Here is a 24,913-nt window from a genome sequence, read left to right as displayed (position 1 = left end):
GCTATTTCTGCGCTCCTGCGCTTTTGCCCTTGCCCTTTTTGGACTCGGTTGCGAATCGTTGAGCAAGCGCTTCGACGATAGGTCCCATGCGGCTGCCAAGCGAGCCCTTCACCGTGATGGTGTCGTCGGGCTGGATGGCTGCAAGAACAGAGGGCGTCAGCTCTGCTGAGGTCGGTGCCCAGGCGCCGCGCTTCTCGGCGGGTAACACATCATATAGCCCCCGCATGCTCTCCCCGGCGGCGAACAGAAGATCGGCATTGGCTTCGACCGCATCGGCCAGCTCCACATGCAGGTCACCGGCCTTGGTTCCGAGTTCCAGCATGTCGCCGAGAACGGCGATGCGGCGTCCTTCGGCCGGCGTTGTCCCGAGCACCGCGAGGGCTGCTCGCATGGAGGCCGGATTGGCGTTATAGCTCTCATCGATCAGCAGGGCCTGGCCCTTGCCAACCTTGAGCGTGATGCGCGCGCCACGTCCCTTGGGAGCGGTAAACTCCGACAGGGCGGTCACGGCCTCATTCACATCTCCACCGAGATGATGAATGGCAAGAAGCGCCGCCAGGCTGTTGAGCACCAAGTGCCGGCCGGCGGCACCGAGGCGATAGGTTGTCGGCTCACCGGCCACCACGGCCGTCACCATGCTGCCGTTGTCATAAGGATCGGCGCGAACCAGCCTGGCGTCGCAGGAGGCGTCACTGCCGAAGGTCGCGACGGTGAGGCCGAGGGCCTTGGCATGGCTGACGAGCCGCTCGAACTGTCCGTTGTCACGGTTCAGGACGACGACGCCGCCGCGCTTCACGCCGAAGAAGATCTCGGCTTTGGCATCGGCGATGGCTTCGATCGACGGAAAATGGGCAATGTGCACCGGCTCGACCGTCGTGATGATCGCGACGTCCGGTTGAACCATCTTGGTCAGCGGGATGATCTCTCCGGCGTGGTTCATGCCGATTTCGAAGATGCCATAGCGGGTATCTGCGGGCATGCGCGCCAAAGTCAGCGGCACGCCCCAGTGATTGTTGTAGGAGGCAACGGAAGCATGCGTCGCCCCCTGCCCCTCCAGCCCGAGCCGCAGCATCTCCTTGGTGCCGGTCTTGCCGACCGACCCCGTCACCGCCACGATACGGCCCTTGCAACGCTCGCGAGAGGCACGCCCGGCATCCTCGAGCGCTTTGAGCACATCAGGCACGATGAGAGCCGGCGTCACCGCCTCCAGTTCATCCGCCTTGTCCTCGGCGATCACCGCCAGGGCCGCGCCTTTTGCCAGGGCCGCCCCCGCGAAGGCATGTCCGTCATGAACCTCGCCCTTAATGGAGAAATAGGCGTCGCTTTCCTCCAGCGTGCGGGTATCGATGGAGATGCCGCCGATCCAATCGGCCGGCTCCCCCCGAACTTCAGCCTTCATGGCGGTGGCGAGCGCCGCCGTGGACCACAGCTTGTCGCTCACCGGGCTTTCTCCAGAACCATTTCTACGGCCTCGTGGTCCGAAAAGGGAAGCGTGCGGTCGCCGACGATTTGGCCCGTTTCATGACCCTTTCCGGCAATCAACAGAACATCGCCTTCCTTCAGCTCCGAAATCGCGGTTGCGATGGCCTCACCACGATCGCCAATCTCGCGTGCGCCCGGCGCGGCCGCCAAGATGGCGGCGCGGATCGCGGCCGGATCCTCAGTGCGCGGATTGTCGTCGGTGACGATCACTCGGTCGGCCATCTCCGCCGCGATGCGGCCCATCTCCGGCCGCTTTCCGTGGTCTCGGTCGCCGCCTGCCCCGAACACCACCACGAGATGGCGGTCGGCGTAGGGTCGCAGCGCGCCGAGGGCATGCGCCAAAGCGTCAGGCTTGTGGGCGTAGTCAATGAAGATCGGCGCACCGGCATAGACGCCGGCGTTATCCAACCGGCCGCTGACACCTGTCAGGCCCGGGATGGTGCCGAGCACCTGCTCCAGATCGGCACCCGCACCGATTGCAAGAGCTGCGGCCACCAGCGCGTTGGAGACCTGGAAGGCGCCCACCAGGGGAAAATCGATCTCACGGGAGCGGCCGCCAGCCTCGATCACGAGACGCTGGGAGAAGCCGGACCGCTCCAGCGTGGTGATCTTCAGATCATCACCCTGAAAGCCGACACTAAGGACGCGCAAGCCGCGTGCCTCTGCCACCTCCGCTACGCGCCGCCCCTCCGCACTGTCGGCATCGACAACGGCCACAGCTCCACTGGGCAGGAGTTCGGTAAAAAGACGCAGCTTGGCAGCGAAATAGCTTTCCAGGTCGGGATGATAATCCAGGTGGTCGCGCGACAGGTTCGTGAAGGCGGCAGCAGTCAGCCGCAAACCGTCCAGCCGGTGCTGATCGAGCCCGTGCGAGGAGGCTTCGAACGCCGCATGAGTGACGCCCTCGGATGCCAGCCGGTCCAGCGTCCGGTGGAGCGTCACAGGGTCGGGCGTCGTGAGGCTGCCGTAGGTGGAAGCCCCCGGCGCAGTGACGCCGAGCGTGCCGAGAGAGGCTGCCGCAAGCCCCAACTGTTCCCAGATCTGGCGCGTGAAACTGACCACCGAGGACTTGCCGCTGGTACCGGTGACGGCCACCAGCGCGTTCGGCTGCTTCGGGAAAAGGCGCGCGGCGATATGGGACAAGGCGACCCGCACGTCAGGCACTTCGATGGCGGCAACGTCGCGAGGAACTCCATCCGGTACCTTTTCCGCGACGACCGCAACAGCGCCGGCTGCCAGCGCCTGAGGCACGAACCGAGCCCCATCCAGCCGTGTGCCTGGAACGGCGACGAAGATATAGCCCGGCTCAACCTGCCGGCTGTCGGCGGTGACACCGCGGACCGAGCTTTGGCCCGAACCTGAAACGAGTTTCGCATCACTCGGCAGAATATCGGCGAGAGCGAAAGAGCCCGCCTTCACCGCAGTTGCTCCGAAACCGAGGCCATGACCGGCGGCGCGTTGACCGTATCCATCTTCGGCTCCACGTCGAGCAGCGGCGCGATCCGCTCGATGATCTTCGATGCCGTCGGCGCTGTGTTCCAGCCGGAGGTGCGGAAGCCAAAGGTCTCTTTAGTTCCCTTGGGTTCATCCAGCACAACGAGGAGCATGTAACGCGGCTTGTCGGTGGGAAAAACCGCAGTGAAGGTGTTCATGACCTTTTCTTTGGAGTAGCGGCCGTTGATGACCTTCTCGGCCGTTCCGGTCTTGCCGCCCACGCGATAGCCCGGCACGTTGGCCTTCTTCGCCGACCCCTTCTCCGCGTTCAGGCGAAGAAGATAGCGCATGGCGTCGCTGGTCGAGGGCTTGATCACCTGCGGGCTCATATCGTCGGCCTGCTGCTTGGTGCGGCTCATGAAGGTGGGCGGAACGAGCTTGCCGCCATTCACGAGAGCAGCGGTCGCCATGACCGTTTGGATGGGAGCAACCGCGATGCCGTGGCCGAACGAGATCGTCACGGTGTTCAGCTCGCCCCAGCGCTGCGGCAGGATGGGTGCCGAGCTCTCGGGCATTTCCGTGCGCAGCCGGTCGAGCTGACCCATCTTCTTCAGGAAGGCTTTATGAGCATCGACGCCTAGCATCAGCGCCATCTTCGCAGTGCCGATGTTCGAGGAATGCAGGAAGACTTCCGGCACGCTCAGGATCCGCCGCGTCGGATGGAAATCGTCGATGCGGAACCGACCAAACTGAAGCGGCGTCCGCGCATCGAAGGTATCGTTGAGATGGATCCGCCCGGAATCCAGCGCCATGGCGACCGTCAAGGCCTTGAAGGTCGAGCCCATCTCGAACACGCCGACGTTGACGCGGTTGATGGCCTCCGGCTTCAGGGCATCGGCGGCGCTGTTCGGATCGAAATCCGGCAGCGACACCAGCGCGACGATTTCTCCCGTCTCCACATCCATGACGGTGCCGGATGCGGCAATGGCTGAGAACTCCTTCATGGACTTCATGAGCTCATCGCGGACGGCATGCTGCACGCCGAGATCAAGCGGCAGGGTGATGGGCCGCGGCTTCGGCTTGGAGGCGTCCGTCACCATATAGCCGGCGGTATCGAGATATTTTTCCAGCCCGGCGATCCCATGATTGTCGATATTGACGGCGCCGAGGATGTGGGACACCAGCGGCCCGTTGGGATAGATGCGGCGCTTCTCGGTCAGGAAGCCGAGTCCGGGAACACCAAGCCGGAAGATCTCGGCCTTCTGCTCCGGCGTGATCTCGCGTTTCACCCATTCAAAACCGCGGTCGGACGCAAAGCGGCGACGCAGATCCTCGGCATCGAGATCCGGAAAGACCGTCATGACGAGATCGGCCGCCTCGTCCGGATCGATCATGCGGCGCGGCTCGGCATAGAGCGAGGTCGAGACGACGTCGGCTGCCAGCAACCGCCCGTGGCGGTCCACGATATCGGGCCGGCGGACCGCAAGCGCCGCTTCGGCATCCACCTTCGCCTTGATCTCGGCATCCGGCACGGTGGCGAGCATGACAAGACGGCCGGCAACGATCGCGTAGACCGCGAAAAAGGCCAGAAGAGCAAGACCCAGACGGCTTCGCGACACCGCGCGGGCATCATCTCCGGCAGACAGGTGAAAGAGTGATATGAAGCGCCGCAAGAGATTCTGCTTCATCGGCGGGTGCTCCCCGTCATTGTCGGCTCGCCGAGATCGTCGAAGGAATCGATGGCGTTGGCGATCGGGTCAGATTCGGCAGCGGCCTCCAACCCGAGTGATTCCAGTGTCTGCGCGATGCTATCGACCTCAACGGGCTTTTCCGGCAGCGCGGAAAGCTTGACCGTCTGTTCCGGCTTTGCGACCGCCAGCCCAAGATGCTCGGTTGCCAGTGCCTCGATCCGATCCGGACGCGCCAGCTTTGCCCATTCGGTCCTGAGCATTACGACGGTTGCTTTTTCCGCCTCGATCAGGCGCTCCAGCCGCGCCACATCCTCGGCGTGGAAGATCGCCTCATATTTGATCTTGTAGACAGCCAGCGCACTGCCGAAGAGAAGCAGGACCGCCAGGAAGTTGAGGACGCGAGCGATGTTCATGCTGTTCCGAGATAGCGATCGAGGGCGGGAAGATGGGGTACGCCATAGGCGAGGAGATCGCCCTCACGCGGCGGCGCGTCCGACCGCTTGGCCGCACGCAACCGAGCCGAACGGGCACGGGGATTGACGGCAAGCTCAGCCTCGGACGGCGTGACGACGCCCCGCGTGATCGGCGAAAAGGTCGGTGCATGGCCGACGCCCATTGGCATGTGGCGCGATACGGGAGCATGCTCGCGGGTACGCTCGTTGAAGAAGGTCTTCACGATACGGTCTTCGAGTGAGTGGAAGGAAACCACCACCAGGCGCCCTCCCGGCTTCAGCGCCCTCTCGGCGGCGAACAATGCGCGGGCAAGTTCACCGAGCTCGTCGTTGACGACGATGCGCAGCGCCTGGAAGGTGCGCGTCGCGGGATGGATCAGGTCCTGGGGGCGCCCGATTGCCCTCTCGAGCACACGCGCGAGTTCCAAGGTGGTCGTGATCCGTCCCTTCTGCCGCTCGGCGACAACAGCGCGGGCAACCGCGCCGGCGCGACGTTCTTCACCGAAGGTGCGCAGGAGAGCGGCAAGCTCCTTCTCGCCCAGGTCATTGACGAGATCAGCCGCCGTAAACCCGTCGCCGCCCATCCGCATATCGAGGGGTCCGTCGAAGCGGAACGAAAAGCCACGTTCCGCCTGATCCAACTGCATCGATGATACGCCGACATCCAGCACAACCCCGTCGATGCCGCCGAGCCCACGGTCGGCGACCACGGCATCGAGTGCGCTGAAGCGGCTGTCGACAAGGACGAAACGCTTGGCCAGAGCCGCCGGGAAGGACGGCGCGCTGGCATGCGCGGTCGGATCCCGATCGAGGGCTATCACACTGGCGCCCGCCTCCAGGATAGCCCGCGTGTAGCCGCCCGCACCAAAGGTGCCGTCGAGGTGAATCTCTCCCTTGCGCGGCGCCAGCGCGGCAAGCATCTCATCAAGCAGAACCGGCCTGTGCCGGATGGTGTCCGCCATGGTCAACGAGATCCCATGTGCTTGCGCCGCCATCACGCCGCACTCCCATCAGCCGCGGCCACACCCGGTGTGTGGAGACGCCGCTTCAATTCGCCCACCCTGGCACGGGCATCCGAAAGATGCGCTTTGAAGCGCTCGGGCTCCCACAGCTGGAATTTCGGGCCGAGCCCGACAAAAACCACTGAATCGCCGATGCCGGCGTGAGCTTTGAATGCCTCATTGAGAACCACGCGCCCCTCGCCGTCCACCTTGAGCACATCGCTCGTCCCGAGAAGGGCCGTGGAAAAGAGGTCACGTTCGTCAGAATATGGCGAGAGACGTGCGAGAAGCCGATCGATCTCACCCAGGAGCGCGTTGCCACCGGCATCAAGCGCCGGAGCATCAAGCGCCGGATGAACATAAAGCCCTTCGAAGCCGTCCCGCGCAAGAACAGCGCGATAGGGAGCCGGGATCGAGACCCGCCCTTTTGCGTCGAGCCTGTTCGTGAAGTTGGACACGAAGCGGTCCATTCCCCGTACGATCCTTCCGGCGCCCTCATGGCGCAAACCCCCGACTGCGCGACAAGCGCGCCGGCCCAGGTTGCACACCTGTCAGACCGTTCATGAGGGATGCTTTGGGATAGCATGGGATGTCATGGGCGTCAATGGAATCGGGGCGCAGGCAGGCATTTGGAGTTCACGGTGAGTCGCCGCGAATCCATTGGAATCCGAGATGGTTAATTAAAAATTCCCAAGGACGTTAAATTGCCGTCCTTTCGCCTGTTAGGCGCGTGTTTTTGCGTGAGCTTTGACCATGTCCGCGAAACGCTGGAATAGGTAATGGCTGTCCTGCGGCCCCGGGCTTGCCTCCGGATGGTGCTGCACGGAAAACGCCGGCCTATCGTTAAGCCGGATGCCGGAGTTCGAACCATCGAACAGAGAGACGTGTGTCTCTTCCGCGTTGGCCGGCAAGCTGTCCCGGTCGACCGCGAAACCATGGTTCATGGATACGATCTCCACCTTGCCGGTGGTCAGATCCTTTACGGGATGGTTGGCGCCATGATGGCCCTGGTGCATTTTCTGCGTCTTCGCGCCAACAGCCAGAGCGAGCATCTGGTGGCCAAGGCAGATGCCGAAGGTGGGAACGCCCTTGTCCAGGATCTGCCGGATCACCGGCACGGCATATTCGCCCGTCGCGGCCGGATCGCCGGGACCGTTGGACAGGAACACGCCATCGGGGTTCAACGCGAGGATGTCTTCGGCACTTGTGGTTGCGGGCACCACGACCACCTCCGCGCCAGTGTTCGACAGAAGCCGAAGAATGTTTCTCTTCAGGCCGTAATCGATGGCGACGATGCGCTGCGCCGGCTTATCCTGCTTTCCATAGCCATTCGGCCAATTCCAAACCGTTTCGGTCCAGTCCTGACGCTGGCCGGCGGTGACCATGGGCACGAGATCCTGCCCCTCCATGGACGGCAGAGCAGCCGCCTCACGCTTCAGCGCCTCGATGTCGAAGTTGCCCGCCGGATCATGAGCGATCACCGCATTGGGCATGCCCTTCTCGCGAATGAACGCCGTGAGCGCGCGTGTATCCACGCCACCGATGGCGGAAATGCCATAGCTCTTCAGCCATTGATCGAGGTGCTTGGCCGACCGCCAGTTGGACGGCCCGGTGATGGCCGCACCGAAAACCGCCCCCCGCACGCCTGAGCTGGCCGCCGCATTGACGGTTTCGGTATCCTCGTCGTTGGCACCCACGTTGCCGATGTGGGGAAAGGTGAAGGTGACGATCTGGCCCGCATAGGATGGATCGGTGAGGATTTCCTGATAGCCGGTCATCGCCGTGTTGAAGCAGACCTCGCCGGTGGCCTTGCCTTCGGCGCCAAGCCCCTGCCCTTCCAGAACCGTACCGTCGGCCAACACCAGAACTGCAGTGGCGGGGGGCTCGGTCCAGCCGTTATCAGTCTCGGGCGCGTGAGGTGTCGTCATGGTTCTCGTTCCGGATCGCTTGTGTGACCGCCGCGGTTGGGCCATATACGCGCCCGAACGCTCCGATACCGGAGCTGCCGCCGACGATCGTGGCTCGCCGGGTAGCTAGACCCAACGGCCGCGCGGGTCAACGGCGGCATCGTCGCGGAACGGCGACGGCATGAACCTGAGGACAATATTGTTATGCTTCGCGACATGATCAACGACGGCCTGAAGGACTCCATGAAGAGTGGAGACAAGATCCGGCTCGGCACGTTGCGGCTCATCAATGCGGCCATCAAGGATCGCGACATCGAGGCACGCGGCAGCGGCCGACAGGGCGGAATTAGCGATGACGAGGTGCTGTCGCTCCTGCAAAAGATGGTGAAGCAGCGCCAGGAATCAGCCGGCATCTATGAGCAGGCAGGCCGAATGGAGCTCGCAACCCAGGAGCGCGACGAAATCGCGGTCATCCAGAGCTTCATGCCCAAGCCGCTTACGGAGGACGAAGCCCGTGCTGCCATCAAGACAGCCATCGCCGAGACCGGCGCGGAAAGCGTCCGCGACATGGGCCGCGTCATCGCTGCCCTCAAGGAGCGGCACGCCGGGCGTATGGACTTCGCCAAGGCCAGCGGCATGGTCAAGGAAGCACTGAGCTGAGTTGAACGGGTAGTTCATCAAAAACGAAAGCCGGGAAGCGTCTGCTCCCCGGCCCCATTTTTGTCCGTCTATGCGGTTTGTCGGGCGTGCCGCAGCGCCCCCGACGGTGGATAGCTCAGAAGGCTCCGAACACGACTGCGCCGATGAATGCGAATGCGACGCAGGCCACCATCATATTCAGCTTCTGGGTCTGTACCATCGCTCGGAACTCCGCTCGTTGGACTAAGGTAGAGTCTAGCGATGTGGAGCCCCATGGCCAGTCAAAATCGTCGCTGCACTGCAGCAGACTTTATGTCTACAGTTGAGGCGCCGGACTCAAGAATTTGAAATGGCTCAATTTTCTCGCACATGCAGTCGGTAATAATTTTTTGAAGATTGTGGCATCAGCCGCCACAAATCGTTGACAGCCCCTTAACCGTACCGCGTGCATCTTACGCAAATGAGACGGTGTATTGCGTTTGGTCTCATTGCTGGCGCCTTGACGGTCGCGCTTTCGGGCTGCGGATTCCTCGATACGGAGGAACGCGAGCCATGGCGCGCGAAGGAGGAGGCACGTTGTTTAGCCTCCGGCGCGGTCGTCGCTTCCGCTTACATACAGCCTGCGCCCGAGATCAAAGGCCCACGCGTCTGCGGCCTGACCTATCCTTTCAAGGTCAGCGCCCTGGCCGGTGGCACCGTTCCCATCTCCAGGGCTGTTCCGCTCTCGTGCTCGATGATTCCGGCACTGGAAAACTGGGTGCGTCAAAAGATTCAGCCCGCCGCCTACATGCACTTCGGCATGCCGGTGGTCGAACTGAAGGTCATGGGTTCCTATAACTGCCGCACCATGAACCACAGGAAGGGTGCCAGCCTTTCCGAACACGCGTTCGCCAATGCGCTCGATGTCTCCGGCTTCAAGCTCCTCGACGGACGCACCATCATCATCAAAAAGCACTGGAAGAGCGGCACCGAAGCCGAAAGAACCTTCCTGCGCGACGTTCACGGCGGCGCCTGTGATTACTTCAGGACGGTACTGGGCCCGGGTTCCGACGCGTTGCACTACGATCACCTCCACCTTGATCTCCGGATGCACGATCCTCGCGGCGCACGCCACGTCTGCAAGCCACGGCCAAACGTGACGCCGTCGCCGTTCCACGACGACACGCCCATCGCCGAGGCGCCCATGCCGCAGCAGCCGGTTCAAACGGCTGTAGCGCAACCGCCGATGTCCTATCCGCCCTCGCCCGCGCCGGTCCCCGCACATGGACCTGCGTCCTACACTCCGCTCCCGCCCTACCCCGCGCCGGAGGCCTATCCGGCTGCTTCACCGCCGCCCGCCTATCCGCAGGCGACGCTGGCCGCTGCGCCGCCCCCACCTCAAGTCGCCGCGCCTTCGGCGAGCGACCCGATCGGGATGTGGCTCGATCAGACGGACCCTTACGCCGTCACGCCCAGCGCCCCGGCACCGCAACTTTTCCCGGCAAACGGGCCCGGCGGCATCTACTGACGCTTACTCCTGTCGCAACCATGTTGCACTGCAGCGCAGATGGGGTTAGATGATCCTACTCGCACGGACCCGGTGAAAGCCCGGGTGGCTCTTCCGGCCGCCGATCCGCCGGACAACGCACAAACGTAGACTTCACGCTCGCGCCGCGTCCTTGGACCGGTGCCTTGCACGTCTGTTGCGGACACCACTCACATGACAACGCATTCTTCCTACCGCCGCGAATGGTTCTCCAACCTTCGCGGCGACCTCCTGTCGGGCGTACTCGTTGCCCTTGCCCTTATCCCCGAAGCGATCGGCTTCTCCGTGATTGCCGGGGTGGATCCGAAGATCGGACTGTTCGGTTCCTTTGCCATAGCCTGTGTGTCCGCCTTTGCCGGCGGTCGGCCAGGCATGATCTCAGCGGCCACCGCGGCAACGGCCGTTCTCATGGTGACGCTCGTGCGTGACCATGGCCTGCAGTATCTTTTCGCGGCCACCATCCTCATGGGCATCATCCAGATCGCGGCGGGCTTCCTGAAGCTCGGGCGGCTGATGACATTCGTCTCACGCTCCGTCATCACAGGCTTCGTCAACGCTCTCGCCATTCTCATCTTCATGGCCCAACTGCCGGAACTGCTCGGCGTCCCCTCGGTAACCTACGTAATGGTCGCCGCCGGTTTGGCGATCATCTACCTATTTCCCTACGTGACACGGGCCATTCCGTCACCGCTGGTCGCCATCGCGCTGCTGACCACGGTCGCATGGTACTTCGGCATGGATCTGCGCACCGTGGGTGACTTGGGAGAGCTTCCCTCCTCACTTCCCATCTTCGCCTTCCCGCAGGTTCCGCTGACATGGGAAACGCTGGAGATCATCCTTCCCTACTCTGTGACACTGGCTGCGGTCGGCCTGCTGGAATCCCTGCTCACGGCGCAGATCGTCGACGACATGACCGACACGACGAGCAACAAGAGCCAGGAGTGCCTCGGCCAGGGCACCAGCAACATCGCTGCCGCCCTGATCGGCGGCATGGGTGGCTGCGCCATGATCGGCCAGTCGGTGATCAATGTCAGTTCCGGCGGACGCGGGCGGCTGTCGACCTTTATCGCCGGTGCCTTCCTGCTGTTTCTGATCCTGGTGCTGGATGACCTTGTCCGGATCATCCCCATGGCCGCCCTTGTGGCTGTCATGATCATGGTGTCCATCGGTACCTTCTCCTGGCGATCGATCCTGGACCTGCGCCGCAACCCGCTGCCATCATCAGTGGTGATGCTGGCGACCGTCGCAACCGTCGTCGCAACACACGATCTCGCGCAGGGGGTCGGCGTGGGCGTTCTCCTGTCGGGAGTGTTCTTCGCGGGAAAGGTGGCCCGCATGGTGGGGATTCAGCAGCAGGCCTCGGAAGATGGCGCGGAGGTGACCTATATCGTCCGTGGCCAGATCTTCTTTGCCTCCGTGGACAGCTTCCTGAAAGGCTTTGACTTCGCCGGTGCGCCCACGCGCATTAGCATCGACGTCAGCCATGCGCATTTCTGGGACATTTCGGCCATCGGCGCTCTGGACAAGGCGGTGCTTAAGTTCCGCGCAAGAGGTGCGGAGGTTACCGTGATCGGCCTCAATGAAGCGAGCGCCACCATGGTCGATCGTTTCGCCCGGCACGACAAGGCTGGCGAAACGGCACCGATCGCCGCACACTGATGCTACCGGGGGCGGAGCGCTCCGCCTCCAACTACTCCTTAAAGCCTCCGCGGCCATGAGCCGTCAGCAGCCGCAGCACCTGCACCGCCTTCGGAAGCTCGATCAGGAACTCAGGATCACGGTCGAGGTGATGAATGTCGGTCGGATCAGCGCCCGTGAAGCGGGCCATGGCGTCGACGCTCTCCCAATAGGAGATCGTCATGAATTCGCTCTCCTCCTCCCGGTCCTCCCGAAAGGTCTGCACGCCGAGAGCCTTCTCGATCAGTGGCTTGATACCCACCTCATAGTTATAAGCCTCATATTCATCGGCACGGTCTCGGCGGACACGTCCACGCCAGATGCGGGCTATGGTCGGCTGCGATGGCTGCTCCACGGTCTGCTCCTCTGATGGATTGGCAAAGAGGTAGCGCCCGCCGCAGCCACAGCCAGCCGACTTTTGCTATCGCGCATCGAGCCTCGTCTCTATACAGGCGTCGCTTCGATACCTGAAAGGAAGTGCCCTCGATGTCAGATGCTCTTGCCTCCCCCGACTGCACCGTGAAGGCGAGCCTTGCACCCTCACCCAATCATGATGCGCGCCCGGAGGGCCAGGAGATCGACATCCTGTTGCTGCACTACACGGGCATGGCAAGCGCCGAAGCGGCGATTGAGCGGCTGACCTCGCCGGACAGCAAAGTGTCCTGCCATTATCTCGTGCATGAAGACGGATGCGTGGTGCAGATGGTGCCGGAGAGCCGGCGTGCTTGGCACGCGGGGCTTGGCTCCTGGGCCGGCGACAGCGATATCAACGCCCGCTCCGTCGGCATCGAGATCGTCAATCCCGGACATGAATTCGGCTACCGGCCGTTTCCGGATGCGCAGATCCAGTCTGTCATCCTACTCGGCAAGGACATCTGCGCCCGTCACGGCATCCCGCCGGAACGGGTGCTTGCGCACTCCGACACCGCACCGCGCCGCAAACAGGACCCAGGAGAGCTCTTTCCTTGGGACGCGCTGGCCGTTGCCGGTCTCGGGCACTGGGTCGAGCCTGCTCCCATCTCCGGCGGCCGTTTTTTGTCCGAGGGTGATCGCGGCGAACCGGTCGAGGCGTTGCAGGCCATGCTGGCCCTTTACGGTTACGCGATGGACATCAATGGTCACTTCGACGGCGCCACGCGATCCATTGTCGAGGCCTTTCAGCGCCATTTCCGTCCTGCCCGCGTGGATGGAATTGCGGATGGGTCCACTGTCACTACCCTGCGGAATCTGCTAGCGGAACTCCCCTGACAGAACAGCCGCGACTCCACTTCGAATACTTTGGTGAACGAAATAGAAACAGGTCACTAAATAAGAATATTCCGGCAGAATTACATCATATATAGTTGGGATAGGATTATATTGAAATCGACATCATCTGCGACTAAAGGTGGTGAATATCGACGAATCTGGCTATCAATCTTATTTTCGCCATAAAATGACCTTTAGCGAGCCCTGACTCGGTCTTTTGCCCAACGCAATACCAAGGCGATAACCGAACATCAAAAATACTAAAAAGGTCTCGCCTGATGCTGACTTACCGTTTGACGGCAACCGCGCTTGCCGTGCTCGTTGTTTCCGCTGCCCCATCTTACGCGGCACCCAAAAACCCCGAACGAAACGCAGTCGCTTCAGCAAAAGTTCCTCAACAGGATGTCTCGGCGCAGGATTTCATCATGATGGAAGCCGCCCGCGCTGAAAAAACCAAGCCGCGGGCAGCCAGGACGAAGGCGAGGCAGCGCACGGAAACCGCCAAGGCTGCCAAGCCCTCGCGGCAAGCCAAGGCTGAGAAGTCGGCTCCGGTGGTTGAAGGCCGCGCCGCTGCCGTCGACATCCCTCAGACACGCGTGGAAAAGTCTACACGGGGTACCGTTCGTGCTTCGGCGCCTGCCGGAAGCGAGTCGCTTCGCGCCATGGTTGCGCGTCACGCAGCTGCCAATGGCGTTCCCTACAATCTTGCCCACGGCGTCATCATGGTGGAAAGCCGCTACAATGCCCGTGCCACCGGGCCTGGCGGCTACATCGGCCTGATGCAGCTCAGCTACCGCACGGCCAAGGGCATGGGATACAGCGGCACCCGCGCCGGTCTTTATGATCCTGACACCAATCTCCGCTACGGCATGAAATATCTTGGCGGCGCCTTGCGCCTCGCCGGCGGCAGCACCTGCGGTGCCGTTTCCAAATACCAGGGTGGCCATGGCGTGAAGGGCGTGACCCGCGCCGGCTCGGTCTATTGTGCCAAGGTGCGCAAGCACATCGCCGCCATGCCCGCAGCACCCAAATCCGAACAGGTCGCCGCCAACACGCCCCGCTCGTAACCCAAGTCTCTGTCCCGTGTTTCTGCAGCCTGCCAGATAGCGCCGGCTGAAGGCCGGCCGGTCAAGGCGAACAGCCTTGCGGCCGGGGACAGAATTGCCTGCCCCCGCACGTGAGTTGCCGGGCACATTCCCATCGCCTGAAGGATAAAATGAAAATGACGACTTATACCGCTATGCGCTCCTGGCGCATGACGACTCTTGCCTGCCTTGTCGCCACCGGCGCATTCGCCCACACCGCAAAAGCCGAGGATTCCGCTCAAAGCTTCTTCACTCAGGAGAAGGCCCGTTTGGCTGTAAAGACCGACGACAAAGCCGCCAAGGGAGACAAAGTCGCCAAAAACACGGACAAAAAGGTCAAGGCCAAGGCCCATATCACGGCGAAGGCCGAGGGGCAGAGATCAAAGAACCGCAGGTCGAAGACCGCCGCATCCAATCCGGTGGCCGCCGCGCCACAGACGCTGCGCGAGATCGTGCGCCGCGAGGCGGAGGCCAATGGCGTGCCCGTGACGCTTGCCGCCGCCGTCGTCAGCATCGAGAGCCGCTGGAACCCGAGGGTGACGGGAGGGGCCGGCGAAGTTGGTCTCATGCAGATCAAATATCCCACCGCGCGGATGATCGGCTACACCGGCACCCGGAAGGCGCTTTATGATCCTGCCACAAACATTCGGTGGGGCATGAAGTATCTTGCCGGAGCCCATAAGCTTGCCGGCGGCGATCTGTGCCGTACCGTCTCGAAGTATCAGGGCGGACACGGCGTGAAGGGCGTCACCCGCATGGGCAAGATCTATTGCGGAAAGGCCCGGACCATCATCGCGTCCATGCCGGCGGAAAAGCCGCGGCTGGCCCTCAACGAGCGTGACGAGCCGCGCGGCTGAGATCTGCAAGGTTAAACTTGACCCCGGACGGCTTTACGGCCACATCCCGCTGGCCAGTCGGCCGGACGGCCGCTCCGCCTCGTGCGGGGAGGAAAGTCCGGGCTCCATGGATAAACGGTGCCGGATAACATCCGGCGGGGGCGACCCCAGGGAAAGTGCCACAGAAAGCAAACCGCCGGCGGGCTTGCTCGCCGGTAAGGGTGAAAGGGTGCGGTAAGAGCGCACCGCGCAACTGGCAACAGGAGCGGCACGGCAAACCCCACCGGGAGCAAAACCGAATAGGGATGGCATATGGCCCGATCCAGGCCGCCGTCCGGGTTGGTTGCTTGAGGCGTCCGGCAACGGGCGTCCCAGAGGAATGGCCGTCACGTCGGAGCGGACAACCGCTCCGGCCATACAGAACCCGGCTTACAGGCCGGCTGGCACTTTCACTCCAATCAGTCCCACATGCCTTTGGGGATTGGCAGTCCCTCATAGACCGCCTGATCCACAAGGTTCGGCGAGCCGGCAACCTCGGACAGGACGAAGTCCAACTGCCGCGTATGCTGCGCGGAATGCCACGTGAATCTTTCGAGAAGCTGGGTCGCGGGCTGCATGCCCCAATAGGTCTTTACGATCCGCCCCTCTCCCAAGGTCGGGTTGGCCTCAAACCATGCGGCGAGATCTGCCCGGACGGCATAGGCGTAATCGAGCACCTCTGCCTTGCTCCGAAGGTGGTCATAAACGCCGTTCACGACAGGGCGCGTGTCTTCCAAGCCCTCGTCCATCACCTTGATGAAGGCTTCCGGTATCTGGAATACGTGATAGCTGAGCTCGAGCAGAAGCCTTGGGCGTTCAGGAAAGGCGCGCTCCGCAAGCCGGCTCACCGGAAGGCGCTCAATGATCTCCAGTGCCCGGTCAAGCACATAAGACCATTTCTCGGCCAGAACCGGCGATGGCAATCGCACCGCCTTCCGGTCCAGGCCAACGAATTTCGCCACATCGTCTAGCGATTGGCCGAAGACCATGTCTTCGCCCTTGAAAACAAGGGGGAGCGCCTTGATGCCGCGACGCTGCAACTCCTCAAAACCGGCCTGATCCTCAAGCACATTGATGGACTCGAAAGGAATACCGTTGTCGGTCAGCATTTCCTTGATCTTCACGCACGCGGTGCATCCCGGCTGCCAAAAGTAACGGATGGTGTGAGCCTGCTGCTCCATCGGAAATCCTCCCGGATCCGCGAAACCACTCGCGGCACATAATCAGCCAGATGATGATCCTGCCTTAGACGATTGTCTATATTTGCCAACTGCTGACATCTCAGCGCTTGGAGCCCTGGATGCGCGCCGCCATCTTCCGCGTCACGAAAGTCGGCAGAATCTTGGAGCCAAAGCGGGTGGCTTTATTCGACCATCCCGGAACCACCGTCGCTCTTCCCGCCGCATAGGCTGACAAAGCGGCATCAACGACCACCTCAGGCGTCACAGATGGCAGGTGCACCAGCTTCGAGCCATGAAGATCCGCAACGGAGGAAAACTCGGTCGGCACCGGCCCCGGCGCCACAGCGGTGACCGTGACGCCGTAGGGTCTCGCCTCCTCATACAAGGCCTCCGACAGCGACATGACATAGGCCTTGGTCGCGTAATAGACCGCCATATAGGGACCGGGCTGAAAGGCCGCCGTGGAGGCGACATTGATGATGCCTCCCCGTTTGCGCGCGATGAGACCGGGCAGGACAGCGCGCGAAAGCGCCGTCAGCGCAACCACATTGAGGTTCACCATGGCGAGCTGCCGGTCGGGCGGCAGGGTGGCAAAAGAGCCACGCAGGCCAAAGCCGGCATTGTTGATCAGCGTGTGGACGGCGATTCCCTCATCATCGAGGGTGCGCATCAGGTTCCGCGGTGTGTCGGGATGTTCAAGATCCGCGGCGAACACGCAGATAGGGATGCCATGAGCGGCCACCAGTTCCTCGGCCAAACTCTCGAGCCGGTCCCTGCGCCGCGCCACCAGCACAAGCCCGTCGCCCTGCCGCGCCAGAGCCCGGGCAAAAGCCGCCCCTATTCCGGAGGAGGCGCCGGTGACGATGCTCCAGCGTGGTTCGGTCATGGCTTTTTCCTTTTGAGGCGAGGATTCGCAAGCGACCTACTATAGATGCAAGCGAGCGCCTGTGACGCGAAGACACGGTGAATAGCATAGCGCAATGCGCCGAAAGGCTTCCCCTCCGGAGCCATGGCGTGTAAACGACGCCCTTAGCCAATTTCATCCAGTGACTTTCGCCCCGATCAACCGCCATCTGGCGCGCGTTCGGGCGCGGTCGCATGACGCTTGAGACCCATGCCCAAACGCACAGATATCTCCTCCATTCTCATCATCGGCGCTGGCCCCATTGTCATCGGTCAGGCCTGCGAGTTCGATTATTCCGGCACCCAAGCCGTGAAGGCATTGAGAGCGGAGGGCTATCGCATCGTCCTGGTCAACTCCAATCCGGCGACGATCATGACGGACCCGGATGTGGCCGACGCAACATATGTGGAGCCGATCACGCCTGAGGTGGTGGCGAAGATCATCGAGAAGGAGCGCCCGGACGCGCTGCTTCCCACCATGGGTGGACAGACGGCGCTGAACTGCGCCTTGTCGCTCAAGAAGATGGGCGTTCTTGAGAAATTCAACGTCGAGATGATCGGCGCGACCGCCGAGGCGATCGACAAGGCCGAGGACCGCGAGCTCTTTCGCGAGGCCATGACGAAGATCGGCCTGGACACCCCGAGATCCCATCATATCAAGACTTTGGTGCAAGCTCTTGAAGCTTTGGATGACATCGGGCTGCCCGCCATTATCCGCCCATCCTTCACCATGGGCGGCACCGGCGGCGGCATCGCCTACAACAAGGCCGAGTTCATCGACATTGTCGAGCGCGGCATCGATGCCTCGCCAACGAGCGAAGTCCTGATTGAGGAAAGCGTCCTCGGCTGGAAGGAGTACGAGATGGAAGTCGTCCGCGACAAGGCGGACAACTGCATCATCATCTGCTCCATCGAGAACATCGATCCGATGGGCGTGCACACAGGCGACTCGATCACCGTCGCTCCTGCCCTGACGCTGACCGACAAGGAATATCAGCGCATGCGCGATGCCTCATTGGCCGTGCTGCGCGAGATCGGCGTCGAGACTGGTGGATCCAACGTGCAGTTCGCCGTCGATCCCGAGACCGGCCGCATGATCGTCATCGAGATGAACCCGCGCGTCTCGCGCTCCTCGGCGCTTGCTTCCAAAGCAACCGGCTTTCCGATCGCCAAGGTCGCGGCCCGCCTTGCCGTCGGCTACACGCTCGATGAGATCGCCAACGATATCACTGGCGGCGCAACGCCAGCCTCGTTCGAACCGACCATCGACTATGTCGTCACCAAGATCCCGCGCTTTGCCTTCGAGAAGTTCCCGGGCGCCGACACCACCCTGACCACCGCCATGAAGTCGGTGGGCGAGGCCATGGCCATCGGCCGGACCTTCCCGGAAAGCCTGCAGAAGGCATTGCGGTCGCTCGAAACCGGTCTCACCGGTCTCGACGAGATCGAAATCCCCGGCCTTGGCCAGGGAGATGACCGTAATGCCATCAAGGCGGCCCTCGGAATGCCGACGCCCGACCGGCTTCTCAAGGTTGCCCAGGCCATGCGGCTTGGCCTCGACCACGAGCAGATTCACGAGAGCTGCAAGATCGACCCCTGGTTCCTCGAGCAGATCCAGGCGGTGGTCGACCTGGAGGAAAAGGTCCGCCGTCACGGTCTGCCGACCACGCCGGGCGCCTTCCGCCGGCTGAAGAGCATGGGCCTGTCAGACGCGCGCCTCGCCGTGCTGGCCAAGACCACTCAGGAGGACGTCCGGGCAAAACGGCGCGCTCTCGACGTCCGTCCGGTGTTCAAGCGGATCGATACCTGCGCCGCCGAATTCGCCTCCCCCACCGCCTATATGTATTCGACCTATGCGCCGCCCTTCGCCGGCCAGCTCATCGACGAGGCTTATCCCTCCGACACCAAGAAGGTGGTCATCCTCGGCGGCGGTCCGAATCGCATCGGTCAGGGCATTGAATTCGACTACTGCTGCTGCCACGCCTGCTTCGCGTTGAAGGATGCCGGATATGAGACCATCATGGTCAACTGCAATCCGGAAACCGTCTCCACCGACTACGACACCTCAGACCGCCTCTATTTTGAGCCGCTGACGGAAGAAGATGTGATGGAGATCATGGACACCGAGCGTTCGCGCGGCACGCTCCATGGCGTCATCGTCCAGTTTGGCGGCCAGACACCGCTGAAGCTCGCCCGCGCGTTGGAAGATGCCGGCGTCCCCATTCTCGGCACCTCGCCTGACATGATCGACCTCGCCGAAGATCGCGACCGCTTCAAGCGCCTGCTCGACAGGCTCAACCTGAAGCAGCCCAAGAACGGCATTGCCTACTCGGTCGAACAGTCCCGTCTCATCGCCGGTGAGCTGGGCCTGCCGCTGGTGGTGCGTCCTTCCTATGTGCTCGGCGGCCGCGCCATGGCGATCCTGCGCGACGAGAGCCAGCTCAACGACTACCTCTTTGATACGCTTCCGGCTCTTGTGCCGGAGGATGTGAAGGCGCGTTATCCCAACGACAAGACGGGGCAGATCAACACCGTTCTCGGCAAGAACCCCCTCCTGTTCGACCGCTATCTCTCCGACGCCATCGAGGTGGATGTCGACGTGCTGTGCGACGGCAAGGATGTCTTCATCTGCGGCATCATGGAACACATCGAGGAAGCGGGCATCCATTCCGGCGACAGCGCCTGCTCGTTGCCGCCGCGTTCGCTGTCGAAGGAGATGATCGAGCGGCTGGAAGCGCAGGCGAAGGCCATGGCGCTGGCGCTCAACGTCGGCGGCTTGATGAACGTGCAGTTCGCCATCAAGGACGGCGAGATCTATGTCCTGGAGGTGAACCCGCGCGCCTCTCGCACGGTGCCCTTCGTCGCCAAGGTGATCGGCGAGCCCATCGCCAAGATCGCGGCCCGCATCATGGCGGACGAGACGCTCGCGTCCTTCGGTCTGACGCCCAAGGAGCTCGACCATATCGGCGTGAAGGAATCCGTCTTCCCCTTCGCCCGTTTCCCCGGTGTGGACATCGTTCTTGGACCGGAGATGAAGTCCACTGGCGAGGTGATCGGCCTCGACAAGAGCTTCGGCGTTGCCTTTGCCAAAAGCCAGCTCGGCGGTGGCACACGGGTGCCGAAGGCGGGGACCGTTTTCATTTCGGTGCGCGATGCGGACAAGGAGCGCATCCTTCCGTCCGTGAGGCTTCTCGTGGAGCTTGGCTTCAAGGTGGTCGCCACATCAGGCACCCAGCGCTATCTGGCCGCCCAGGGCTTGGAGGCCGCCAAGATCAACAAGGTTTTGGAAGGCCGACCTCACATCGTGGACGCCATCAAGAACGGCGAGATCCAGCTGGTGTTCAACACCACGGAAGGGGCCCAGGCACTGGCAGATTCCCGCTCGCTTCGGCGATCCGCCCTCTTGCACAAAGTCCCCTATTACACCACGCTATCGGGAGCAATCGCTGCGGCGGAAGGAATCAAGGCCTATCTCTCCGGTGATCTGGAAGTGCGTGCCTTGCAGTCCTATTTCCCCGGACGCAGCTGACGACGCCGGAAGCCTCGTTTCAGGCTGACGCGCTGCCTGTTTCTGTCCCATAGGTCCCGGCCCGGGTGGGTCCGGGACAGGTGGGATTTTGTGTGTTGAGAGATGGATCATGGATAAAATCCCGATGACTCCCAATGGGCATGCCGCGCTCGAGGAGGAACTGAAAAGGCGGCAATCGGAAGAACGCCCGCGCATCATCGCGGCCATTGCCGAGGCGCGCTCGCACGGCGACCTGTCGGAAAATGCTGAATATCACGCGGCCAAGGAGGCCCAGAGCCACAACGAAGGCCGCATCGCCGAGTTGGAAGGCATGCTGGCGCTGGCCGAGGTCATCGACCTGACGAAACTGAAGGGCGATACCATCACCTTCGGCGCGACCGTGAAGCTTGTGGACGAAGATACCGATGAGGAACGCACCTATCAGATCGTGGGTGACGCCGAGGCGGATGTGAAGTCGGGCAAGGTTTCCATCTCCTCTCCGATCGCCCGCGCGCTCGTCGGCAAGAAAACCGGCGATCAGGTCGAGGTCTCAACCCCGGGCGGCGGCAAGAGCTACGAGATCCTGGACGTTCGATTCGGCTGACCCACTAGAAGGGAACAGCGGCCTCACCCTTTGTTTGCCCCAGCGTGAGGGCGGTCTTCACCGTCTTCACGTTGGGCGCGGCCGTCAGCTCCAGTACGAAGGCCTGAAACGACTTCAGGTCCCGGGCCACGCACTTCAGCATGAAGTCGACTTCGCCTGAAAGCATCCAGGCCTCGCGCACATTGGTGTGGTTCTCTATCGCCTTCTGAAAGGCCGCGAGATCCGCATCGGCATTGCCGACCAGTTGAACGAAGGCGAAGGCCTCCACAGGAAAGCCGAGCCGCGCGGCATCGAGCATGGCGCGGTAGCCGCGGATATAACCCGCCTCCTCCAGCGCTCTGATGCGCCGCAGGCAAGGCGGGGCGGAGATACCAACCCGCCGCGCCACCTCGACATTGGTCATGCGACCATCGGCCTGCAGTTCACGGATTATCTTCCAGTCGATGTCGTCCAACTGATCGCGCATGCCCGGCCTGTACGAGATTCCCTTGCCGAACCATACCTTTCCTGCAGGGCACACAGGGATTTTTTGCCGATCCTGCGGGTCTTTCTGGCAAAAAACATACATCATCACCTTCAAGCAGGCGGCCGATTCCCCGATGACGATCAGCAGGACATGACCACACCCTCACTCACGGCTTGGATCGTCACCGATGGAAAGGCCGGAGACGAGGCGCCCTGTCTCGGGCTTGCAGAGCAGCTTCGGCTCGACCCCAGCCTTCACCGGGTGGCACCCCGCGCACCCTGGGTCTGGCTCATGCCCTGGGGCCCGATCGATCCGCGAGACCATCCGGATAATCCGAAGAGCCCCATCGCGGCTCCCTTCCCTGATCTCCTGATCGCAGCAGGCCGCCGCAGCGTCGCCTATCTTCGTTATGTGCGGAAGGCATCGGGCGGGAGAACCTTCACCGTCATGCTCCGCGATCCGCGCACCGGAGCCGGAACCGCGGACCTCCTATGGGTGCCGGAACATGATCCGCTCCGTGGCGCCAACGTCGTGGTGACACCGACCAGCCCGCACAGGATCTCTCCGGAACGGCTTGCGGATGCGAGGAGAAATCCGCCTCAGCCCCTGGCGGCGATCACCGCTCCACGCGTTGCCGTCCTCCTGGGCGGAAACAGCCGGCATCACAGTTTCACGGCGAGCGACATCGATCGGCTGACGGAGCATCTGACGGAACTGACGGTTCGCGGCTACTCGTTGATGGTGACAGCTTCACGCCGCACCCCCGCCACGCTCCGCGAGCGCGTCTTCACCCTGGCCCTGCGAACGGGGGGCTTTGCCTGGCACGGGAACGGTGAAAATCCTTACACCTCCATGCTCGCCCTCGCGGATATCATTGTCGCGACGGCCGATTCCACCAATATGATCGGCGAGGCTGCGGCCACGGGGACGGGCATCTATGTCTTCGAGCCCGGCGGCGGCCACAGCAAGATCACGCGCCTCCTCGCACGCCTCCGCGAGATGGGCGTCTTAAGAAGACTGGAGGGAAAGCCTGAACCCTTTTCCTATTCACCGGTGGATTCAACCCCTGTGATCGCCGATGCTGTACGCAAGAGGCTCGCGGCACGCGGCATGATGATTTAAGACCGAACGACCTAGTGGAAAGACGAGATAACCAATGAGCCAGCACGCACGCCTGATCATTCTTGGCTCCGGCCCCGCCGGCTACACCGCCGCCGTCTATGCCGCCCGTGCCATGCTGCAGCCCGTGATGATCGCCGGCTATCAGCCGGGCGGGCAGCTGACCATCACCACCGATGTTGAGAATTACCCTGGCTTCTCCGACGCCATTCAGGGCCCCTGGCTCATGGAAGAGATGCGCAAGCAGGCCGAGCGGTTCGGCACACGCATGGTTTCCGACCAGGTCGCGAAGGTTGACCTGACGGTGCGGCCCTTCGTGCTGACCTGCGACAGCGGCGAGATCTGGACAGCGGACGCGCTGGTTATCGCCACGGGCGCCCAGGCGCGCTGGCTTGGCCTCCCCGGTGAAGAGACCCTGAAGGGCTTCGGCGTCTCTGCCTGCGCGACCTGCGACGGCTTCTTCTTCCGCGGCAAGAAGGTGGCGGTGATCGGCGGCGGCAACACCGCCGTGGAGGAAGCGCTGTTCCTCACCAACTTCGCCGAAACCGTCACGGTGATCCACCGCCGCGACAGCTTCCGGGCCGAACGTATCCTTCAGGATCGGCTTTTCCAGCATCCGAAGGTGGATGTGGTCTGGGATACGGTGGTGGAAGATATTCTCGGCGGCGGCACGCCGCTGAAGGTGGACGCCGTGCGGTTGCGCAACGTCAAGAGCGGCGAGGTCACCGAGCGCGCCTTTGATGGCGTCTTCGTCGCCATCGGGCATGCGCCGGCAACCGAGATCTTCAAGGATCAACTGGAACTGACCAGCGGCGGCTATCTGAAGGTGCAGCCCGGCACGACCACCACAAATATCCCTGGCGTCTTCGCCGCTGGCGACGTCGCGGACGATATCTACCGCCAGGCAGTCACGGCCGCCGGCATGGGCTGCATGGCAGCCCTCGACGCTGAACGTTACCTGCATGCAGAGGAGGCGCGCCGGGAGGCCGCAGAATAAACAGATGTCGCTCGACTGGGACAAACTGAGGGTCTTCCACGCCGCCGCCGAAGCTGGCAGTTTCACGCATTCTGGCGAAAAGCTGGGCCTGTCACAATCGGCCGTAAGCCGGCAAGTGTCAGCGCTGGAGCATGAGCTGAACGCGCCGCTGTTCCACCGCCACGCGCGCGGATTGATCCTGACCGAGCCCGGCGAACTGCTTTTCCGCACCACGCAGGAGGTCTTCGCCAAGCTGGAATCGACACGCGCAAAGCTGACAGACTCCCGCGAGCGTCCCTACGGCGAACTCAAGATCACCTCTACCGTCGGCATAGGCACCTTCTGGCTCACCGCAAGGCTGGCCGAGTTCTTTGACCTTTACCCGGACATTCGCGTCCAGATGCTGCTGTCCGACGATGAGTTGGACCTTTCCATGCGCGAGGCGGACGTGGCAATCCGTATGCGCCAGCCGACGCAGCCGGACCTCATCCAGAAGAAGCTGTTCACCGTCCACTTCCACGTCTACGCCTCGCCGGACTACCTTAAACGTCACGGCACGCCAAAGACGACCGATGATCTCGACAACCACCGGATCCTCGCATTCGGCGGCGACATCCCTTCGTTCCTGTTCAACCTCAACTATCTTCTCAGCCTCGGCCGCAGCGGCGCGGCGCCGCGTCAGCCGACGCTCTTGATCAACAGCCTCATCGGCATCAAGCGCGCGATTGCGGGCGGTGTCGGACTGGCCGTGCTGCCCGATTACATGGTCGACAATGAGAGCAATCTGGTGCGGGTTCTGGCAGACGCGGACATGCCTGCACTGGAATGCTACTTCGTTTATCCCGAAGAGCTCAGAAATGTGGCACGCATCCAGGTATTTCGCGACTTTCTGCTAAGTAAGGCGCAAAGATGGTCGTTCTGATTGCAGAATAGGCGGCCGAAGCTGAAATAAGCGGCAAAGCATGGCTGCCATGCATATTCAGCAATGGTAAATCGCCTACAACTCAGGCATTTAAACCAGGCATTTGATTGCTGAGCTGTTGCTTTAGGCCGGTTCTGCAGCCAACTGTTCCTCTGGATAAGAGCCAGCACTGGTCCCCTCTGGTGTGCGGCTCGAGACTTTAGCCGGGCTTTTTAGCC

General features: G+C 62.4%; 22 protein-coding genes, 1 other RNA gene and 1 other annotated feature. Of the genes, 12 read left to right on the top strand and 11 right to left on the bottom strand.

Features of this window, described 5'->3' with window-relative positions:
- Position 1: 1 nt before the first annotated feature.
- The 7 genes from IEV58_RS09755 to carA form a co-directional block, all read right to left on the bottom strand.
- Complete coding sequence (locus IEV58_RS09755) at positions 2-1,441, bottom strand: UDP-N-acetylmuramoylalanyl-D-glutamyl-2,6-diaminopimelate--D-alanyl-D-alanine ligase (RefSeq protein ID WP_188409538.1); 1,440 nt, start codon at positions 1,439-1,441, stop codon at positions 2-4.
- The gene (locus IEV58_RS09750; RefSeq protein WP_229729330.1) at positions 1,438-2,901 is read right to left on the bottom strand and encodes a UDP-N-acetylmuramoyl-L-alanyl-D-glutamate--2,6-diaminopimelate ligase; all 1,464 of its coding nucleotides are present in this window, start codon (positions 2,899-2,901) and stop codon (positions 1,438-1,440) included. Before IEV58_RS09750 ends, IEV58_RS09755 begins: the two co-directional genes overlap by 4 nt.
- Positions 2,898-4,604 (bottom strand): peptidoglycan D,D-transpeptidase FtsI family protein, encoded by a 1,707-nt coding sequence (locus IEV58_RS09745; protein WP_188409537.1) that lies wholly within the window; start codon positions 4,602-4,604, stop codon positions 2,898-2,900. The genes IEV58_RS09750 and IEV58_RS09745 overlap by 4 nt, the downstream gene beginning before the upstream one ends.
- Complete coding sequence (gene ftsL / locus IEV58_RS09740) at positions 4,601-5,020, bottom strand: cell division protein FtsL (RefSeq protein ID WP_188409536.1); 420 nt, start codon at positions 5,018-5,020, stop codon at positions 4,601-4,603. The genes IEV58_RS09745 and ftsL overlap by 4 nt, the downstream gene beginning before the upstream one ends.
- A complete protein-coding gene (rsmH, locus tag IEV58_RS09735) occupies positions 5,017-6,054 on the bottom strand; it encodes a 16S rRNA (cytosine(1402)-N(4))-methyltransferase RsmH (RefSeq protein ID WP_188409535.1) in 1,038 nt (345 codons plus the stop codon). Before rsmH ends, ftsL begins: the two co-directional genes overlap by 4 nt.
- Positions 6,054-6,530, bottom strand: coding sequence for a division/cell wall cluster transcriptional repressor MraZ (locus tag IEV58_RS09730; RefSeq protein WP_188409534.1), 477 nt, complete (start codon positions 6,528-6,530; stop codon positions 6,054-6,056). Before IEV58_RS09730 ends, rsmH begins: the two co-directional genes overlap by 1 nt.
- A gap of 252 nt (positions 6,531-6,782) precedes the next feature.
- A complete protein-coding gene (gene carA, locus IEV58_RS09725; protein ID WP_188409533.1) occupies positions 6,783-7,988 on the bottom strand; it encodes a glutamine-hydrolyzing carbamoyl-phosphate synthase small subunit in 1,206 nt (401 codons plus the stop codon).
- A gap of 183 nt (positions 7,989-8,171) precedes the next feature.
- Here carA and IEV58_RS09720 point away from each other — a divergent pair, with 183 nt between their 5' ends.
- The 3 genes from IEV58_RS09720 to IEV58_RS09710 all read left to right on the top strand — a co-directional run bounded on the left by IEV58_RS09720 (position 8,172) and on the right by IEV58_RS09710 (position 11,790).
- Positions 8,172-8,627, top strand: a complete 456-nt coding sequence (locus IEV58_RS09720) for a GatB/YqeY domain-containing protein (RefSeq protein ID WP_188409532.1) — start codon at positions 8,172-8,174, stop codon at positions 8,625-8,627.
- 478 nt (positions 8,628-9,105) lie between these two features.
- On the top strand, positions 9,106-10,113 hold the full coding sequence (locus tag IEV58_RS09715) for an extensin-like domain-containing protein (RefSeq protein WP_188409531.1): 1,008 nt from the start codon (positions 9,106-9,108) through the stop codon (positions 10,111-10,113).
- Between the two features lie 62 nt (positions 10,114-10,175).
- Positions 10,176-10,231 (top strand) — a sequence feature (sul1 is cis-regulatory element that is thought to sense ions involved in sulfur or methionine metabolism; They are found in Alphaproteobacteria).
- A gap of 74 nt (positions 10,232-10,305) precedes the next feature.
- Positions 10,306-11,790, top strand: a complete 1,485-nt coding sequence (locus tag IEV58_RS09710; protein ID WP_188409530.1) for a SulP family inorganic anion transporter — start codon at positions 10,306-10,308, stop codon at positions 11,788-11,790.
- A gap of 31 nt (positions 11,791-11,821) precedes the next feature.
- Here the strand turns inward: IEV58_RS09710 and IEV58_RS09705 are convergent, their stop codons facing one another.
- Positions 11,822-12,163, bottom strand: coding sequence for an antibiotic biosynthesis monooxygenase family protein (locus tag IEV58_RS09705; protein ID WP_188409529.1), 342 nt, complete (start codon positions 12,161-12,163; stop codon positions 11,822-11,824).
- Positions 12,164-12,294: 131 nt separating this feature from the next.
- Between IEV58_RS09705 and IEV58_RS09700 the strand changes: the two genes are divergently transcribed.
- The 4 genes from IEV58_RS09700 (at position 12,295) to rnpB (ending at position 15,425) form a co-directional block, all read left to right on the top strand.
- A complete protein-coding gene (locus tag IEV58_RS09700; protein WP_188409528.1) occupies positions 12,295-13,056 on the top strand; it encodes an N-acetylmuramoyl-L-alanine amidase in 762 nt (253 codons plus the stop codon).
- 425 nt (positions 13,057-13,481) lie between these two features.
- Complete coding sequence (locus IEV58_RS09695; protein WP_188409527.1) at positions 13,482-14,123, top strand: lytic transglycosylase domain-containing protein; 642 nt, start codon at positions 13,482-13,484, stop codon at positions 14,121-14,123.
- Positions 14,124-14,278: 155 nt separating this feature from the next.
- Entirely contained in the window at positions 14,279-14,998 is a 720-nt protein-coding gene (locus IEV58_RS09690; RefSeq protein ID WP_229729329.1) for a lytic transglycosylase domain-containing protein, read from the top strand.
- Between the two features lie 53 nt (positions 14,999-15,051).
- An RNA gene (gene rnpB / locus IEV58_RS09685) (RNase P RNA component class A) lies at positions 15,052-15,425 on the top strand.
- A gap of 10 nt (positions 15,426-15,435) precedes the next feature.
- Here the strand turns inward: rnpB and IEV58_RS09680 are convergent.
- Together IEV58_RS09680 and IEV58_RS09675 are read right to left on the bottom strand one after the other, a co-directional pair.
- The gene (locus IEV58_RS09680) at positions 15,436-16,197 is read right to left on the bottom strand and encodes a glutaredoxin domain-containing protein (protein ID WP_188409526.1); all 762 of its coding nucleotides are present in this window, start codon (positions 16,195-16,197) and stop codon (positions 15,436-15,438) included.
- A gap of 100 nt (positions 16,198-16,297) precedes the next feature.
- Positions 16,298-17,083, bottom strand: coding sequence for an SDR family NAD(P)-dependent oxidoreductase (locus tag IEV58_RS09675; RefSeq protein WP_188409525.1), 786 nt, complete (start codon positions 17,081-17,083; stop codon positions 16,298-16,300).
- A gap of 228 nt (positions 17,084-17,311) precedes the next feature.
- On the opposite strand from IEV58_RS09675, the gene carB reads away from it, so the two are divergent.
- Both carB and greA read left to right on the top strand, forming a co-directional pair.
- The gene (gene carB, locus IEV58_RS09670; RefSeq protein ID WP_188409524.1) at positions 17,312-20,629 is read left to right on the top strand and encodes a carbamoyl-phosphate synthase large subunit; all 3,318 of its coding nucleotides are present in this window, start codon (positions 17,312-17,314) and stop codon (positions 20,627-20,629) included.
- 109 nt (positions 20,630-20,738) lie between these two features.
- A complete protein-coding gene (greA, locus tag IEV58_RS09665) occupies positions 20,739-21,212 on the top strand; it encodes a transcription elongation factor GreA (RefSeq protein ID WP_229729328.1) in 474 nt (157 codons plus the stop codon).
- Between the two features lie 4 nt (positions 21,213-21,216).
- On the opposite strand, the gene IEV58_RS09660 is transcribed toward greA, so the two are convergent.
- Complete coding sequence (locus IEV58_RS09660) at positions 21,217-21,678, bottom strand: Lrp/AsnC family transcriptional regulator (protein WP_188409523.1); 462 nt, start codon at positions 21,676-21,678, stop codon at positions 21,217-21,219.
- Positions 21,679-21,828: 150 nt separating this feature from the next.
- On the opposite strand from IEV58_RS09660, the gene IEV58_RS09655 reads away from it, so the two are divergent.
- Genes IEV58_RS09655 through IEV58_RS09645 form a run of 3 tightly spaced genes read left to right on the top strand, consistent with a single transcriptional unit; the run spans position 21,829 to position 24,695 of the window.
- Positions 21,829-22,800 (top strand): mitochondrial fission ELM1 family protein, encoded by a 972-nt coding sequence (locus IEV58_RS09655; protein ID WP_188409522.1) that lies wholly within the window; start codon positions 21,829-21,831, stop codon positions 22,798-22,800.
- A 34-nt stretch (positions 22,801-22,834) separates the two neighbouring features.
- Entirely contained in the window at positions 22,835-23,794 is a 960-nt protein-coding gene (trxB, locus tag IEV58_RS09650; RefSeq protein ID WP_188409521.1) for a thioredoxin-disulfide reductase, read from the top strand.
- A 4-nt stretch (positions 23,795-23,798) separates the two neighbouring features.
- On the top strand, positions 23,799-24,695 hold the full coding sequence (locus tag IEV58_RS09645; protein ID WP_188409520.1) for a LysR family transcriptional regulator: 897 nt from the start codon (positions 23,799-23,801) through the stop codon (positions 24,693-24,695).
- Positions 24,696-24,913: the final 218 nt, after the last annotated feature.

Source organism: Agaricicola taiwanensis (genome assembly GCF_014635245.1).
In the GTDB taxonomy this organism is placed as follows: Bacteria; Pseudomonadota; Alphaproteobacteria; order Rhizobiales; family Methylopilaceae; genus Agaricicola; species Agaricicola taiwanensis.
This window is presented reverse-complemented; position numbering and strand designations above follow the sequence as displayed.